Origin of the sequence: Aeromonas sp. FDAARGOS 1402 (genome assembly GCF_019046925.1) — a bacterium.
GTDB classification, from domain to species: domain Bacteria; phylum Pseudomonadota; class Gammaproteobacteria; order Enterobacterales; family Aeromonadaceae; genus Aeromonas; species Aeromonas caviae.
This window is the reverse complement of the sequence record NZ_CP077202.1, coordinates 130,806-147,010: the sequence shown is the minus strand read 5'-3', so window position 1 is coordinate 147,010 and position 16,205 is coordinate 130,806. Positions and strand designations below refer to the sequence as shown.

16 protein-coding genes are annotated in these 16,205 nt (G+C 50.0%); 14 read left to right on the top strand and 2 right to left on the bottom strand.

Annotation, left to right across the window (positions count from 1 at the left end; all coding sequences use genetic code 11):
• Together I6L32_RS22160 and I6L32_RS23570 are read left to right on the top strand one after the other, a co-directional pair.
• On the top strand, positions 1-714 hold the full coding sequence (locus I6L32_RS22160) for a hypothetical protein (RefSeq protein ID WP_210538251.1): 714 nt from the start codon (positions 1-3) through the stop codon (positions 712-714).
• A gap of 315 nt (positions 715-1,029) precedes the next feature.
• The gene (locus I6L32_RS23570) at positions 1,030-1,161 is read left to right on the top strand and encodes a hypothetical protein (protein ID WP_265216449.1); all 132 of its coding nucleotides are present in this window, start codon (positions 1,030-1,032) and stop codon (positions 1,159-1,161) included.
• Between the two features lie 47 nt (positions 1,162-1,208).
• Here I6L32_RS23570 and I6L32_RS22155 read toward each other — a convergent pair whose 3' ends face one another.
• Entirely contained in the window at positions 1,209-1,442 is a 234-nt protein-coding gene (locus I6L32_RS22155; protein ID WP_216945317.1) for a hypothetical protein, read from the bottom strand.
• 200 nt (positions 1,443-1,642) lie between these two features.
• Here I6L32_RS22155 and istA point away from each other — a divergent pair, with 200 nt between their 5' ends.
• Complete coding sequence (gene istA / locus I6L32_RS22150; RefSeq protein WP_216944339.1) at positions 1,643-3,196, top strand: IS21 family transposase; 1,554 nt, start codon at positions 1,643-1,645, stop codon at positions 3,194-3,196.
• Between the two features lie 9 nt (positions 3,197-3,205).
• The gene (gene istB, locus I6L32_RS22145) at positions 3,206-3,952 is read left to right on the top strand and encodes an IS21-like element helper ATPase IstB (RefSeq protein WP_008950208.1); all 747 of its coding nucleotides are present in this window, start codon (positions 3,206-3,208) and stop codon (positions 3,950-3,952) included.
• 25 nt (positions 3,953-3,977) lie between these two features.
• Here istB and I6L32_RS22140 read toward each other — a convergent pair whose 3' ends face one another.
• A complete protein-coding gene (locus I6L32_RS22140) occupies positions 3,978-5,201 on the bottom strand; it encodes a hypothetical protein (protein WP_216945333.1) in 1,224 nt (407 codons plus the stop codon).
• Positions 5,202-5,454: 253 nt separating this feature from the next.
• On the opposite strand from I6L32_RS22140, the gene I6L32_RS22135 reads away from it, so the two are divergent.
• The 10 genes from I6L32_RS22135 to I6L32_RS22090 all read left to right on the top strand — a co-directional run bounded on the left by I6L32_RS22135 (position 5,455) and on the right by I6L32_RS22090 (position 16,154).
• Entirely contained in the window at positions 5,455-6,003 is a 549-nt protein-coding gene (locus tag I6L32_RS22135) for a hypothetical protein (RefSeq protein WP_210538253.1), read from the top strand.
• Positions 5,907-7,916, top strand: a complete 2,010-nt coding sequence (locus I6L32_RS22130) for a TraI domain-containing protein (RefSeq protein ID WP_210538254.1) — start codon at positions 5,907-5,909, stop codon at positions 7,914-7,916. The genes I6L32_RS22135 and I6L32_RS22130 overlap by 97 nt, the downstream gene beginning before the upstream one ends.
• A 53-nt stretch (positions 7,917-7,969) precedes the next feature.
• On the top strand, positions 7,970-8,809 hold the full coding sequence (locus I6L32_RS22125; RefSeq protein ID WP_210538255.1) for a hypothetical protein: 840 nt from the start codon (positions 7,970-7,972) through the stop codon (positions 8,807-8,809).
• A gap of 379 nt (positions 8,810-9,188) precedes the next feature.
• On the top strand, positions 9,189-9,779 hold the full coding sequence (locus I6L32_RS22120) for a hypothetical protein (RefSeq protein WP_210538256.1): 591 nt from the start codon (positions 9,189-9,191) through the stop codon (positions 9,777-9,779).
• 23 nt (positions 9,780-9,802) lie between these two features.
• A complete protein-coding gene (locus I6L32_RS22115; protein ID WP_210538257.1) occupies positions 9,803-10,645 on the top strand; it encodes a PFL_4669 family integrating conjugative element protein in 843 nt (280 codons plus the stop codon).
• 1,404 nt (positions 10,646-12,049) lie between these two features.
• Positions 12,050-12,514 carry a hypothetical protein gene (locus I6L32_RS22110; RefSeq protein ID WP_210538258.1) on the top strand — a complete coding sequence of 155 codons (465 nt, stop codon included), beginning with the start codon at positions 12,050-12,052 and terminating at the stop codon, positions 12,512-12,514.
• Positions 12,511-13,860, top strand: a complete 1,350-nt coding sequence (locus I6L32_RS22105; RefSeq protein WP_210538259.1) for a hypothetical protein — start codon at positions 12,511-12,513, stop codon at positions 13,858-13,860. The genes I6L32_RS22110 and I6L32_RS22105 overlap by 4 nt, the downstream gene beginning before the upstream one ends.
• Before the next feature lie 268 nt (positions 13,861-14,128).
• On the top strand, positions 14,129-14,998 hold the full coding sequence (locus tag I6L32_RS22100; RefSeq protein ID WP_210538260.1) for a hypothetical protein: 870 nt from the start codon (positions 14,129-14,131) through the stop codon (positions 14,996-14,998).
• Between the two features lie 26 nt (positions 14,999-15,024).
• Entirely contained in the window at positions 15,025-15,603 is a 579-nt protein-coding gene (locus tag I6L32_RS22095; RefSeq protein ID WP_210538261.1) for a transglycosylase SLT domain-containing protein, read from the top strand.
• A gap of 14 nt (positions 15,604-15,617) precedes the next feature.
• Complete coding sequence (locus I6L32_RS22090) at positions 15,618-16,154, top strand: PFL_4695 family integrating conjugative element protein (protein ID WP_210538262.1); 537 nt, start codon at positions 15,618-15,620, stop codon at positions 16,152-16,154.
• Positions 16,155-16,205: the final 51 nt, after the last annotated feature.

Genomic DNA, 16,205 nt, shown 5'->3' with positions numbered 1-16,205 from the left:
ATGAGCATCGCATTTGGCCCTCTACGAGGCTTTGTCGTTGGTACAGTGATCAATGATACAGGTCCCATCGGCACCATCGCAGACATCTCCGGCGTCGATTACTTCATTACCCCTCAAAACTGGCTGGGGGAGACCCCCCCCGAAGTCGGCATGATCGTAGAGTTCAGCGCACGAGCCATACAAAAAGGGTATCTGGCGGTCAACATCAAGCCAATCAACGCAACAACCTTATGTACCCCAGGTATGAGTGCCACCAAACTAGAGATGATTGAAGCCGACCGGCGGGCAGAACGAGCACGGCAGCACATCACTAGGCTGCGCCAGTTTGTCTTCGATATGGGTTACTCTCCAGAGCAAGCGATCCTGGAAGTATTCGACATCACCCCTCCAACAGGCATCATTATTCCAGACGGGCCCAGCGACCGTGACCTGCAGTTTATGGAACTGCTGACGCATAATCGCTCACCCAAAGACAAGCATGAAACAAGCCGCAGACTGTGCCAGGCATTTTGCCTCAGCTTCAACGCCTTGATTGGCTTTATGCGCGGTAGTATCACTTATCGCGTCGCGTTGGATCGGGCCGAGCGTGATAGGCAAGAACGTTCCCGCCGACATTTACCAAACAGTGAACAGAGCCATCCCCTGCCCCTGGAGGGGAAACAAGAACCCGGGATGATCAAGAAATTGGTTACAAACATCATGGGCAATAAATAACTGTCGTTGCATGGCGACCGCATATAGGCTAACTTAGCCAAAGTGCTCATTCTCCTTCGGTTTATCCGCATAGCACACGCAGAAATGCATCGGAGTCACCTCAATCACAAAACGCAGCCTTGGCTGCGTTTTGTCGTTCTCAGACTGTCATGTTTGGCCTGAGCACACTCACATGTGCACAGCCCAAACCGCTCTCTCCCGAGAGTGAGTTGACAGGCGATGGCATAACCAGCCTGTACCGCTAACCGCGGCTGCCAACCTCCAATCCGCCCATCTGGGCTACCTCAACCAGGCCTTTCGGCCAAGGATCTCATTATGTGGATCAACATTGTTTTAGCACTTGAAGTCGTCGGCTTAGCCTTTGCAATTCGTTTCTGGTTTATGTGCCGGGAGGATGCAGCCGCTTTTGAGCGGTCACGCATCCTGCGAATTAAGGCCCGAAGTTAAAAAACAAAAAACCACGCCCATAGGCGTGGTTTTTTTTTGCCCGCAGCTCAGTAGTCAGGGTCTTCAATCGTTCGCTCCAACTCTTCATCATAAGGCATGTCATACTCTGGGGTGTCCATCGGCATAGGGGGAATATCTAGATGACCAGCTGAAGTTCGCGATAGTTCCTCACGAATTTCAAGCTCCCTATTCTGCATTCGATAGGTTAACTTCTTCTGTTCTTCCATTGCTTCTAATTCAGCCCGTTCTTTGTCAAGAGCCCGATAATGACTGTCAATCACCCCCTTTCCGATTACAAATGCATATTTCGGGATGATCTGGCCAGCGATTTCGGCATGAGTCGGCCACCCATTTCGGTATCATCCGGCCACTGATTTCGGCTTCATCCGGCCACCTGTTTCGGTATCGTCCGGCCAGTTTGTTCTTCCTTCGTTTTACGGTCTTTGGCATAACAGTTTTTTAACTGTTTGCCGGAGTAGTCATGACACGTAAAAAGAAAATGGTAAGGACAGATATGCAAACTTATCTGGATATATTCCGCCTCAAATTTGAGGCCAAGTTAAGTGACAGGCAAATCTCTCAGGCGCTAAATATTGGCCGGGCAACCATCAGTGATTTGGTTATCCGCTTTAACAACTTAGGCCTCAGTTGGCCGCTGGCAGCCGACTATCCGCTTGATAGCCTCGACAAACAGTTATTTCCTGGCCGTGATTACAGTACGCAGCGGGTCTTGCCGTCGTGGGTGCAGGTACATCTTGAGCTGCGTAGAAAAGGCGTCACCAAACTGCTGTTATGGCAGGAGTATCAGGCAGAGCACGGCAGTAAAGCACTTGGCTACACGCAGTACTGTGAACATTACCGGCGTTGGTGTGCTGTACAAAAACGCTCGATGCGACAGCATCATGAAGCCGGTGAGAAGCTGTTTATCGACTTCTGTGGCCCGACAGTGCCGATTGTGAACCCAGAAACAGGTGAGATAAAACCGGCCGCTATCTTCGTCGCCACCCTGGGCGCATCTAACTACACCTATATTGAAGCCTGTAAAGGTCAGGATAGGGAATCCTGGCTGATGGCGAACAGTCGTTGCCTGACCTTTTTAGGTGGCGTACCCGCATTATTGATACCCGACAATCTCAAAGCGGCGGTTGATAAAGCGGATAAGTTCGAGCCGGTGATTAACGACAATTACAAAGCGCTGGCCAGACATTATGGCTGTGCGTTGATGCCGACCCGACCACGCAAACCGCAGGATAAAGGCAAAGTCGAATCGGCTGTGCTGATTGTGGAACGCTGGGTATTAGCCCGGCTGCGCCATCAGGTATTTCACTCACTGGCAGCGTTAAATCAGGCCATCCGCGCATTGAATACAGAACTCAATCAGCGGCCAATGAAGCATTACAACGGTGCCAGCCGTGAGCAGTTGTTTAACTTGCTCGATGCGCCTGCATTACAACCACTGCCGCCTTACGCTTATGAGTACACCGATTATCGCATTGCCAAAGTCGCCAAAGACTACCACGTACAATACGACTATCACTGGTACTCGGTGCCACACCGTTTAGTCGGTGAGCGGGTTGAAATCAGTGCAACGCAGACGCTGATAAAGGTTTACCATCAGGCGAAATGCGTCGCTCAGCATCCGCGCAGCTATACCCGCTACCGGCACACGACTGATATAGCGCATATGCCAGAAAACCATGCTGCCCATCTGGAATGGAGCCCTGAGCGCATTCGCAGCTGGGCAACCCATATCGGCACTAACACGCTGGCGGTGGTCTTAGCGGTTGAGCGTAACAAAGACCATCTTATCCAAGCGCAGCGCACCTGCCTGGGACTCCTGAGCGAGCAAAAGCGCTATGGCAGTGACCGGCTGGAAAAGGCCTGCGCACTGGCCATCAGTCGCCAACTACCTTATATACCGGTCATCAAAAAGCTACTGAAAAACGGTGAAGATATGCGCTGGCAACCGGATGAAACTAAAACCATTATCCCTGGCACACACACCAACATCCGTGGCTCAAAATACTACCAATAAGGACCACCAATGGACTCACTGCTTATCCAACTGCGCCAGCTTAAGCTGGCGGCCATGGCCAGTGCGCTGGAGCAACAACGTCTTGCGCCCCATACCTATGCCGAACTTAGCTTCGATGAACGATTGGGATTGCTGGTCGAGCAAGAACATCTGGCGCGGGATAACACCCGCTTACAACGCTTGCGCAAACAAGCCAATCTGCGCCTTAAAGCGACACCAGAAGGCTTACGCTATCCGGCAAAGCGCGGCTTGCGAGCTGAACAAATTACACCACTTATGCAAGGACATCACCTGACGTACCACCAGAATATCTTGATAACCGGGCCCACCGGCAGCGGCAAAACCTATCTTGCCTGCGCCTTAGGTGAGCAAGCTTGCCGACAGAATAAACGCGTGCTGTATTACCGGTTAGGTCGGTTACTGGAAAGCCTGAAAATGGGGCATGCTGATGGTAGCTATCTGAAACAACTGGTACAGCTACAAAAGGTAGATATGTTGATCCTAGATGATTGGGGCCTTGAGGGATTTAAAGGTAAACAAGTCAGCGATTTACTGGACGTCATTGAAGATCGCTACGAGCAACGCAGCACAATCATCGTCAGTCAGTTACCGGTCTCGGAGTGGTACGGCTTAATGGATAATCCAACTGTTGCAGATGCGCTGTTAGACAGAGTGATCCACAATGCCCACCGACTGGAATTAACAGGTGAGTCACAACGTAAAAAAACACTGGTTCAGGGTGAAGAAGTCGGGTAAAAAGAGAGGATAAACGAAGGTCAGATCATGCTGGCCGGATCACACCGAAACGCCTGGCCGGATGAAACCGGAACAGGTGGCCGGACAAACCGAAATACGCAACAAACATCTCTTGGCATGACTTAGCCAACGTACTGGGGCTATCCAGATCCAAGGTATGGACATGCTCAAAGGTTCGTTTGTAAGCCTCGATATTATCACCCTCTCCCTGGAGCCTGAAGGCTACACGGCAACGCTCACCGCGAAGGTCCTTGGCCATCAACGTGATCGCGGGCTGGATCCAGACCCCAGTCATCCGGTCGACCATTGGCAAAACAGGCTTATGCAACCAGAGCTGGTAACGAGTGCTGATGTTGGGATCAATGTTGTCCAGGCAGCGGGCCATCTCAATGACAATCAGGCGCTCTGGCCAACTGGCAACAGGCAAAGGGGTCTCTGCACTGGCGAGCGGTTGCAACGCCCAACGGAGGATTGAGGGTCCCTCATCGGTTGGCTTATCGTATGCAAAGGTCACAGCCAGCATGAACGGACCATCACCTGACTGCATTCCATTGAGCAACAATGGAGGTCGCTTAGCCTGCCCCAACATTAGTGCAGAGCCGTTGAGCAAGACGCAAGATGCCGCTCCATTAAACAAGGTGTAGTCAGCGATCACGCACAAAAAAAGGAATTGGTGCCGGGTCTTCGGATCGCGTTTATGGGCACGATTCAGTTGGCCAAGCAGCATGTCCAATCCCTGCTCCCCAACAAATGTGAATTGCTGCAAGCATCCAAACCCCTTGAGATTGAGCGGATACGCTGCAGCACGTATCTTCATCTGCAGAGAGTTGATCGAGATCTTCTGCCGGTGATGACGATAGGTACAGAACGAGTCGTCCATCAGTTGCCAAAGGAGTTTGTAAAGAACATCTATCTTCTGAGCGGGGTTCTCAGCCTGAGTTCGTTTCGGTTTGTCCGAATTATCAACGGGTGATATGCCCAATTCATCAAGAGCAGCACTACGCTGTGATTCCGCATCATCAATGACATCCCCATCCAACGAAAGCAGGTCAATTTTGCGGTATGGAGAGATCAAGCGGTACTCCGGCTGCTTCATCGCCGTCGTGTTATCGCCGGCATCAGGGCCGGAGTCCTCCGATGCACCACCCAATCCAAGAGACGTGCGCAGAGGGCAATGCGGGTCGTGGTGACCATGTTCATGATGATTGACTATCAGGTACCTATCATCCGCAACCTGGCGCACAAACATCCTTGCGTCCGGCTTCTTACACCCACAGAGCAGCCAATACTTATTGTGATGCAACGTTGCAAGAAGCTCTTGCGTCTCAAGGCTATCGCGGTTGTCCGGATGCAGGATTATAGACTTCTCGAGACGTCTAATGGGCTGAAGCGTCCCCCCCTTTACAATCCAAACACCCGCCATAAAAACCCCCCTCAAAATTGACAGCCGTTTATTCGTTCTCAGTTGCTAGATAATGCCACAAAACTTAAAGGGGGGTGTTGTGTTGGTTAAAGAGAAAGCGGTGAACCCTTGGGGTGAGTTATACGAATTTCTGACCGGGAAGGACAAACTCAACTTTGCTCTTGAGCCAGAGATGAGAGTCCTTTACACAGCGATCAGAGATTTCTCCGCCCACTGTGCAATTTTTGACTCAGCAACGCCCAGCTCTATGGCCCCCAAAAATGAACTTCCGTTGCTGCTTGTTGCAAGCCATTGCCTGCAAACCGAGAAAACACCGGAAGCCGCCGCCCATATGGCAATAGCAAGCTGTTCATTAGGGAGGCTGCACTTCTACTGCCAGGGGGAAAGCTGGAACCCTGAAGATGAAGCCCTTCACTCTTTCATCGGTCGAATGTACCCAACCCAAGTCCAGAGAAAAGTGATGCCAGAGGCTGACCCCAGAGTGATCAGTGTTTGGAAGAAAATACTACAAGAAGTGAAGGAGAGGCAGGCGTGCGTAATTGGTGGTTCAAATGGACAACAAGGCAACAAGTCGGACAAATCAATAACAAATCACACGCTGAGCCCACACAGCAAGCAAATGCACTAAGCGGTAGCGCCCTCGTCGCAGAGAGCCCTGAGGCCCTGTTAAAACGCCATATGCCCCTGCTGCAGAACTTGAGTGCGTTCACGCAACTCGATGAGACCCGGTTCAATCAAATTTACATGGAGCTCTTTCGAAATCTTGCTGCCTGGTGCCAGCACCTGCCCGCAAGTGAACGACATCATCATGCTCACCTTGGTGGTCTGTTAGAGCACAGTATCGAAGTGGCTGTGTACTCAGCTCGAATCGCAGGTCGATTCTTATACATATCTGATGGAGAGGAACAGATCTCTCAATGGCAGGCCTTGTATATCTTCGCGATGACTTCAGCGGGTGCATTGCACGATATTGGCAAACTCCTCACAGATGTGGATGTTGTGGTTATGAAGGGGTCAAACATGACGCCCTGGTTGCCACACCTCGGCCCCATGGCACCGGGTACCAAGTATATCTACCGATACAATGACCGCCGCCAGCATGGCGTACACGAAGTCGCGAGTCTTCCACTGATATTCCAGATCATGCCAAAAGCAGCGCTGAGTTGGATCTGGAAAAAATCAATCATCCGCGATGAATGGCTTGCCACTATCGGCGGTAAAGCAATGGAGCTAGGGGGAAATATCGGTCGGTGCGTAATTGAGTGCGACTCGCAATCAACAGGCGACGCCATGGCAGATGCCCCAGTTGCAGTAGCCGCACAAGCCACTGTGAATAGCTCTCTTGCAAAAAGGCCGCAAATCCATGCTCTGGCCATCAAGGGAATTACACTGTCACTACGTGACTTTGAGCCGAACAAGAAAAATTCACCCTATTGGGTATCCCAACACTTCATTGCTTGTGTCGCCCCGCGGTTCGTTGAGTGTATCCGATCTGCGCTCGGTACCGAGAACCAGTTCCTGCCGGATAACACCAGCCTGATTTACGACACCATGGGTGACAACGGCATGTTGATCCTGAACGTGAATGGGAAGGCGATGCACTCGCTGATGTTCACGCCAAATCAAAAGCCACTTGCTGTTGTGCTGGTCAAACGCCAGGTACTAGACCCAGATGCAAAGCTTCCGGTCTACACCGGTAGGCTTCTGTGTCCATCTGTCGATGAACAATATCATCATCAGATCCCTGGAGAAGTTAAGCCGGCCAAAACTGGTTCATCAACAAGCGATGCGAAGCCGATTGCTAAACCTGCTCAATCACAAGTTCGTTCGGAACAGAAGGCTACTTCTACTCAGACGACGCCGAAGATCATCACTGCTCCTGATGCCAAGAATCCGAGCATGGAGTTACAGCCTCAACAGCATCATGAGCAGGTCCAGCCTAACCTCACCGGTGATCAGAGCTTCACTGAAGTTGCCGCCAAAGAAGAAGCAGGTATCGTTGAATACCCATTAACAGTCAAAACTACAAGCGACGAATTCAAAAGGTTTGTTCAAGGAACCGAGGCGCCGGGTGCAAGTCAGGAGACGCAGCAATCCGCGGCACCCTCTATTAAAAAATCGATTTCTGGTCGATCTGATACCGCACACCAATTTATTGAGTGGCTACGTGCACAGATCATGACTGGAGCACTCCAGGTAAATGCAAGAGCAGGCGTGGTACACATCGTTTCAGAACGTAGGCTCTGTTTCGTCAGTCCGGGGCTGTTCTACACCTTTCTAGATCAAAATGGCGCAAACAAGAACCTGGATCCAAAAGCGAGACGAGAAGCGGTATCTAAAGTTCAGCATGCCATTGCATCGGTACTGACGTTCGAGCGTTCTATCTTGGGTAGCACAATGATCACAGCTGAGATTGTTGGAATGCGAAAACGAGCTGATCTTCACGTGATGGTGCTAACAGCACAGGGTACTGAGCAGCTAATGCTTGACCTCGACTTTGACAATGCAAACAGATTCATAACACTAGGCGATATCAGATAGATATCGCAAAAAAAAAAGACACAAAATTTGTGGTGATTGCGGGAGGATAATCAGTGAACGGGCTTGAAGAAGAATTGGATCTTAGAAGGCTTGATGGCGGGGAGAGACTGTTAGCAATTGCAGAGCTCTACGGCAACGAGCAGCTTGAAATCCCAATTGATACACCTAGTAGTTACGAAGAGGTGATGGCCTCATCGAAGCGGTTTATTCGCGACTACCGAGCAAGCTGGAACAGCATCGTTAAGTTTGGTGCGGATAAGCTCCGGTCAGCATCTGCCATGGAAATCAAGAACGTGGCCGCTCTTCTCTCGCAGATTTGCGACGGTCCGGATATGTGGGACAACAATCCTGCAAGTCCCATCGAAGGTTACAGTGTTGGCCAAGCCATTTCACTTCTGGTCGCCAAAATGCCGGACATCACGATCACCACGGCACCAGAACATATCTCTGAAGCACAACAAGACCTCACATTTCTTGATCACGCAATCTATCTCACAGCCGAATCAATTTCCTCAACATATGGAATAAAGCTATCAACGCTCACCCATGGTGGCTTCTGTGTTGATCTGCGTAGCGTCACCACCAGAGTGCAAATGGTCAGAGCAATCCCCCTACTTCTACTCGGGGCACAATCATCACGAAGCGAATCACTGGCGGCCGGCCTGGACAAATTAGCTCTTCGAAATGGATATCGCGATGAAAACGAGATGGCAGAGTCAATTCATATGCGATTCAACCTATCACGATCGTCTTGGGCCAACGCCACAATCATCTCCATGATCGATGAATCAAACGACAACACAATTCACGCAGCTTGTGGCAGACTAATGCGGTTGATACGACGCATGTCGATCAGTGTGGCACTAAACAGCGGAGAGTGTGATGTCGAATAAACGGGACAAATTGATCGCATGCTGTGGCTCACTCCTGGCAGAGATAATCAGGCACGCCATCCTACATCGTTCATATGCGACCCCCTTTTCTCACAACCTAACGGGGTATGGGCTTGAGCAATTTTGCCAGAATGAATTCTGGATAAAGACGCTTCAATTCAAACGCCGAGTGATGGATGACATTCATGATGACCCAAGCGGATGCTTTGGGACTATCGATCTTCGCCCAGTATACAGTGCCATCGCCAATGGTATGCCTGCACGCGACGAAGATGCAAATGCTCAGTTCCCCCGAGCCCTTCTACTGCATCTGATCAGCAGCAGCTTCACAAATTGTGATTTCCTAGCTGATGTATGCCTTCTAAAAAGGGATGAACTTATGTCAGTCGTTCAATACTGCAGGATGAATCCAAGCAGGCTGGGCTCACTTGCAACATTGATACTTCCGGAGCACATAAGGTTGTCGCCAGACATCGCTATGATCATCGGGGAGACATCAGAACAGCATAACGAAGTGATCCGAACTCAACAGCTTCTGTCCATGCTAAAGATTCACAGAAAGAAGATAGGGATCATTACAGGCTCACCAATTTCAGCCATTCAGTGGATGGGGACGCAAAACACCCCCGGGCGACCAACGTCGAAAATAGACCCACGTCTTGAAGGGCTTGTGATCCATACTCTGAATCTCTTCCAACCAAATTTCGATGTTATGGACCCTCTGGATCTTTACACGCAGATCGTCAGGTTCATCGTTGAATTTTACCAAGGCGATGAGCGCGAAGAAATTTCACTAAAGCATGCAGGGCAGCATCTCGGCGTACTTATGGGTAGGATTTCAAAGTGGAATCAGGCTGACGTCAGGAGATGTACCAATGCATGTAGTGGCATGGGACTCAACATCACTATCACACCCAGCATCAAAAAAATGGCTACACAGGTATACCACGCTGTCGACATCATCATTTGATCAACAAACGGAGAAATAGAAAAATGAGCAGCAAACTGATTCTTGGAGCCCTCAGCAATGAAGAGGCCTCGAGCACACCGAACAATCGGGTAACCGAACTGGGCAGACTCAGATCACATATCAAAATCGAGATCCATACCTATGAGGGTGCCGCACTGTTCTCCGGCGTAAAGCGTGAATCGGATCAGGACGGTACTGACGACAATGGTCAGAAGAAAAAATTCACCCCACACAATCTGACCATGTTGGCGCAATCAATGATGATCCTTGAAGGGGATATCCGACTCGACAATCCCTACGCAGACTTCTGGTTTGATTCAATCTGGACAGCAATCACAGAGTTCAGAGAAGAGTTGAAAACTAAAAAGCAGTCACTGATTAGCTACATGGAAGACCGGGTACCAGAGAACTTCACCTCATCTGAATCATTTTCCGTGAAACCCATAGTCTACCAGGTTCGTAGTGGTAGCCAGCTCTACTATCAGTTCCTGTATGCAGTCCTGGAAATTGATTCCTTCATTCGTCTTGTCATGCTTGCAAGCCATGTCGCACTGCTGAGCCCGAGTGCAAGAACCACTTACATTCGGGATGTTATGCGGGGTTGCCGAGCACTCATTTCGCGCGCTGCATCCTATCGACACACCCCTGTCACACGAGATGACGTTTCAGCAAATAACGAGAAAGCTCGCATGGCTGCTGAGCGCTATGAGTCGATTGGGATCTCGCCATCGATTGGTCACATGCGTGGTGAAACCCGGCATGAATTTGCCCCTGAAATCCATAACGTTGCTGAAAGGAAAAGCAACCCTGCGGACGCGTATATCGAACCTGAAATCGTGAAGGAAACAGCAGCCGAAGAGGCATGATGAAAGGAATGGGTGGCCTCTGTCTAAACTCTTTGAAGCAGATGAGCGATGACTATATAGAGGCCGAGATTTCAAATATCGTCAATGAGCTTAATTTGAAGATTCGTAATGTTCTTCCATTAATAATAATCCCACATCGGAGTTACAACAGGATTTACCTCAGATGGAAAATTATCGATGGTAGTAACAGAAGGATATCGAATTACAGTGGTTTCGATCTCCAGCTAGATGAAACAGAGAGCACTCTGGCCATAGAAACCCAAACTCAGCTCGACTATATAAACTCTCAACTAAGCCTGTTCGCCAAGCGAACAAGAAGATAGGAAGGACCCGCAATTATTGCGGGTCTTTTTTATTAGGCGGCACAGTAACAGCACGCCGCCCACGCCATTTGGGGTCGCATGCAACTGAAAAAATATGTGACACAGATCACATTCATTGCACTAATAATCCCAGCCGGTGGGGGTTATCGCCACAAGACAAGCGGCCAATAGCACGGAAGTGATCATGAAGAACGGGCCGGCACACCTCCTCAAGTACGTGTTGGCCTCACAAAGTAGACCCCATTGGGGCCACACGGATTGAGCTAAGCAACCCGCCGATTCCCATTCGGAGCCATTTATTGCATATTACGGTCCGCCAGGCTTCTGGAATGGAAGATCGCCGCAAAGTCGAGAAACACGCATAAAACATTAGAATTCAATATGTTATGATAACACGGCAAGCATTGATCGGTCCGCTTACAAGTGCCGGCGGCAATACAAGCCCAATCCGCCCTGGGGATGTGCAGGCCTACGCCAGCGCATTGGTGCTGGGCCCTCTCATTTCCCCCACACCCCCTTTAATGGTTAAGGGCAGCGCAGCCTGCCCCCTTCCTTTCGCCATTCCCCTTGCTCTTTGGTGGTCGATTAGTTCCCTTGATCAGCCCGGAGTGATCCGATAGCATTGGAATCGTCATGGTGAACATGACCTCAACAACGCCGCGCAGATCGTCGGCAAAAACGATCGGCCAGTTAGTCAGAGTAAATCTGGCCCGACGAAAGGCCCAGGGGGTGCCAGAGGCCGGAATGTAAATTCCTCCCCAACATCAAATAAAATGGCCAGGAAAAGAAACCGGCTTTTTAATTTCAAGATAAACACGAATATTATTAGGGCGCCTGGTGGCGCCTTAACTTTACCTGCAATATTGTCTATCCAGCTTTCCTTCCTATATTACTTGTTTCCCCTCCGTAGAACCCATCTCTCGCAATACCCCACTCTGCTAGATGTCGCAGTTCTTTCCGTCAAGGTTCCTCGTATAGCTCATTGCCTATTGCTGAAAAAATCACTGCCAAAACTGCACCCATTTTCCGGTATCACGTCATGGTAAAATTGGCGACTAAAATCAACCATGGACGCATTGAGATGCAGACAGTAAAAAGTGCGCTGGCAGTAGCGACAATCTGGATGATGATTGCGCAGGGTGTCACCGCGGCAACACAAGAAGATCGGTATGCAATTTCGCGTTACACCACTATCGACACCACTCCTGAAGTGCGCCAATCCAATCCGCTTCTTACCGTTGTGAGCTTTTCATTTCCGCCCACCGTTGAGACAGTAGGGCAAGCAATTAACTACACTATTCAGCAGACCGGGTACACGCTGGCCGAGATGTCTAATCTGCCGGAAAGCACGAAGGTGATGCTTACCTTACCCTTGCCAAGCGTGCAAAGAAAATTCTCATACGTCACGGTCCAAGCTGCGCTAAAGACACTTGCTGGAGATGCCTTCCTGCTTCTTGTCGACCCCGTACATCGCGTGGTCACATTTGTCCCATTACTCCATGATGCAGATCCTTCCATTATTGAAGATAACGGTGCACAACCATGAAAAAGGATAGCAATTTCCTCAGTCGAAAGAGCAGCGAGACAGATAACCTTCTTTCTTCATTTGGTGTTAAACCTACTCTTAAAAACAATCAGGACGACGACATATTGGTTAGCAACAACCAGGTTAATGACGATGCCTATCTCCAAACTGACACCGGCAAAGATAAGACAGATGATATCGATGTAGTCCATGAGATCGACCCGATGGATGTTGCCAGAGAACTTATGGGAGAAGATTCAAGTGCGGGTTGGATTGTTGGGGGAGTAGTAGAGAGCACGGAACAGACAGTCACTGATGAACACACCACAGGTACTGCACAGCATCAAGACATTCAACCTGGCAGTGACGAATTCCTTCCAGAGATTTCCCAGGATGCTTCACTCAAGAATAGTGCCGAAGAGTTAGTAGAAAGCCTTGTGCCCGTCGAACCTTCGTTGGAGTCTATTCATGCAGAGTCTAGTGATAGGCAAAAATCAAATGGCAACATCCTCCGTCGAATGAGAAAGGACAAAAAGCCTACGGTGCATCCACTCACGGAACATGAGCCTGAAAACCAATCGACTCAGGAACGTAATCAGGGACACGTACATGAGAGGTATGATGGTGACCCTATTGGTGGAAGAACCATTGCGGCGGCGTATGTCAGTTTGGCTCTTGGAATTTTCAGTTTTGGCTTAGCCAGTTACACATTTCTATCACTCCCAAAGAATCAAGACACTCAACAGATTTTCGATGATCTACGAACTGAGATGGTCGCGAGGATGGATAAAATCGAATCTAACACCGTAAAGAAAACCAATGAAACAGATGCGGTTGTAGGTGAAATTTCGCGGCATGTGCAGCAACAGGCAGCAGATTTGTCAGCTCTTAACTCAGAGCTTAACTCACTAAAGTCATCTACCGAAAAATTGTCAACGGACACCGATCTTAGTTTGACCTGGGCCAGACAGACTCGTCAGATGGTGGACAATATTCAGGAGTCTGTTGATGCATTGAGGGTTAGTCAGGAGGCCTCTCAGGCAGCCATCAATAAGATTAAGAGTGCCGGTAACCAGACTTTACCTCAAGCAGCACGAGCTGCAGAGTCACATCATACCGCCACAAAACTCCAACCAGTCAGCAAACCTGAAGTAGTCAAGGTCATCGATGGCCACACGCTCTTCGATGTTGATGATTGGGGTGGAATCCTGCTTGTCACCATGATGAATGGTGACGAAGTTAAGCGCCTTCAAATTGGTGATGAAATAGGAATGTGGCGTTTGGAGAGCGCTGAACGTCAATCGAGACAGGCTGTATTTATCCAGGGGGATAAGGTTCTCACGATCGTGGCCAGTGGGGGCTACTGATGCCAAAATGGATTTTACTTTCTGCGACAGTCTTGTTGCTGAGTGGGTGCAGCACTATCCAGAACCTTTCAAGTTCGCTAGCAAAAAGCTTCGAAGAGAAGGCTCCTGAGCCGAAGAAAGTAGCTACCGTCCCCGCTTGCTCACCACAAGACATTGCTGGCCTCCGTTCGCTTTATATTGACTCATCAAGGCCCTACTACTCTGGCGGAGCAATCTTCATTTATGGCCGGGATGGCTCGCGCTGCCTTCTACCACTGAGGTACTTACGATGAAATTTAAGCATGCAATCTTATCCGCCACTTTTGCAGGAACACTCAGCATCTCAGCACAAGCCGTAGAACTGAGGTCAGGAGCAAATTCCAATCTCACAACCATTGGCCAATCTACAACACAGCGGGATTCCGTGCCTGCAGTTAACGAAGTGCCGTCGTATCTGCAGTGGACGAATGAGGATCTGCGGCAATCAAAGGCTTGGGGGATGAAACAATCAGAATGGATGGAGTACAAGGAGTTGATGTCCACCGGACCGAATGCTGCCTATTACGCCAATAAGCCAGAACTGACTCCACCCATGGTCATGGGGATCAACGCCAAGACTGATTATGATCGCACCCGATATGCCAAGCTTTCAGTCGAAATGGAACGCGCCCGCCTGGCAAGGGAGGTTCAGTTTGATGAAGCAGTTAATCAATACATTAAGACGCTGATCCCGAACCACCCGGTTTGGATGTCTGATTTGGAGAGAAGAGCTTGGGCCAAACGTAATGCTGAATCTGGGGTGGACAGCGCCAAGGCCGCGGGCTTAAGCAACAACAGTGTAGCGGTACCGATCAAAGACACGAGAACAGTTGCCTATGCTGACGCAGAAAACTGCGATGTCAGGTGCACCGGATTCATCAAGAATCTTGCCACCCGTTCGAGCAAGCTCAACCGCCTTGATCTTTTCGTCATCAACGCCAGATCCGATGAAAATCTGTTGTCCTTCTCTCGTGCTGTCGGGATCTCAACTCAGATGCTGGCTGATGGTAAAGCGACCGTAAACTATGACAGTGGATACTACGCTCGCCTTAAACCCGCCCCAGGGTTGCCGGTGGCATATAGGGTCCAACTCAACAACACGGTTGAGTTGAAGCCATGAGGACTAGGACGATCAGTGCAACAGTCATGCTGGCCATACTCACCTTTGCCAGCCCCTCACAGGGTAGCGCCTCAACCGATGTTCAAGGCCGCCATGCAACGAAACTGGTAAAGGGAACAAAGCCCCAAGTAGCTCCAATTCCACCAGCCTACTATGAAGTAGCCATGATTAAGCGTGTGCCGGCGGATCTTCTGTATTCAATCTCATTGGCCGAAAGCAAGTTGTCGACAAACAAGGGGCGGATCGTGCCTTGGCCATGGACGGCAAACTTCAAGGGGAAAGGGTATAGGTTCAAAACTCGCGTTGCGCTGTATCAGTTTTGCAAACAGCTAATTGACCAGGGACACCGATCCGTAGACATCGGCATTGCCCAGGTGAATTGGCGTTGGCACTCTGGAAGGTTTGGCGGTGACCTTTGGGCGGCCACGGATCCATGGACGAACCTCAACGCGGCTGCTGAGTACCTATCAGAGCATTACCAAAAATCCCGAAACTGGTGGCAGGCAACCGGCCAGTATCACAATCCAAAGGATGCGGCGAAAGCCGCAGCCTATCGCAATTCGGTGTATAAACAATGGCAATATGTAAAGCAAACCATGCAATAACCGTTGTGGGGATCATGCTGGCGATGATCGCTGGCAGTGCACATGCAGAGGTGCCATCTCCAGGGGTTGTGATCTACCAGAATGAGAGTGCCTTCCCTATCAAGAATTGGGTTGATGATCAGTTTTACTCCGACTTGAAGAAACCGGACTCTCTGGATCAAATCAAGTCTAACCTCAAAACTGCCATGGAGAATTTCAAACCCTCATCTGCAGCACTGCCAAGGATCTTCCCTATTGAACCAAAACTCATAAAGCCGGTAGTTCTTCCCGGTACCCAGATGATCAAAGAGTTGCCGGACCTCCCCCAACCACTGTTCGTCATCGGCACCGACGAGTACAGCATTCGCTGGTTCCAGGCAAACCGAAAGGTGTTGGAGCAGTATGGTTCGTCAGGTGTGTTGACGAAGGTAAGGAACCAAACAGAGTGGGAGTACATGCAAAAGCTGGTGGCTCCCATGCAACTCTGGCCAATGAATGCTGATGCACTGGCCGATCAGCTAGGCGCCCCAGGCTACCCGCTTATGATCACCAAGTCTGGTTTTTTTCAGTAGCTAGTCCGAGATGGCAACCCCCCATCTGCCGCCACCATGCCGGAGCCCCTT

Bases quoted from the DNA above. Each gene is read 5' to 3' on its own strand.
- I6L32_RS22160 (WP_210538251.1), top strand. From the start codon at position 1: ATGAGCATCGCATTTGGCCCTCTACGAGGCTTTGTCGTTGGTACAGTG.
- I6L32_RS23570 (WP_265216449.1), top strand. From the start codon at position 1,030: ATGTGGATCAACATTGTTTTAGCACTTGAAGTCGTCGGCTTAGCCTTT.
- istA (WP_216944339.1), top strand. From the start codon at position 1,643: ATGACACGTAAAAAGAAAATGGTAAGGACAGATATGCAAACTTATCTG.
- istB (WP_008950208.1), top strand. From the start codon at position 3,206: ATGGACTCACTGCTTATCCAACTGCGCCAGCTTAAGCTGGCGGCCATG.
- I6L32_RS22140 (WP_216945333.1), bottom strand. From the start codon at position 5,201: ATGTTTGTGCGCCAGGTTGCGGATGATAGGTACCTGATAGTCAATCAT.
- I6L32_RS22120 (WP_210538256.1), top strand. From the start codon at position 9,189: ATGTCAGTCGTTCAATACTGCAGGATGAATCCAAGCAGGCTGGGCTCA.
- I6L32_RS22115 (WP_210538257.1), top strand. From the start codon at position 9,803: ATGAGCAGCAAACTGATTCTTGGAGCCCTCAGCAATGAAGAGGCCTCG.
- I6L32_RS22110 (WP_210538258.1), top strand. From the start codon at position 12,050: ATGCAGACAGTAAAAAGTGCGCTGGCAGTAGCGACAATCTGGATGATG.
- I6L32_RS22105 (WP_210538259.1), top strand. From the start codon at position 12,511: ATGAAAAAGGATAGCAATTTCCTCAGTCGAAAGAGCAGCGAGACAGAT.
- I6L32_RS22100 (WP_210538260.1), top strand. From the start codon at position 14,129: ATGAAATTTAAGCATGCAATCTTATCCGCCACTTTTGCAGGAACACTC.
- I6L32_RS22095 (WP_210538261.1), top strand. From the start codon at position 15,025: ATGCTGGCCATACTCACCTTTGCCAGCCCCTCACAGGGTAGCGCCTCA.
- I6L32_RS22090 (WP_210538262.1), top strand. From the start codon at position 15,618: ATGCTGGCGATGATCGCTGGCAGTGCACATGCAGAGGTGCCATCTCCA.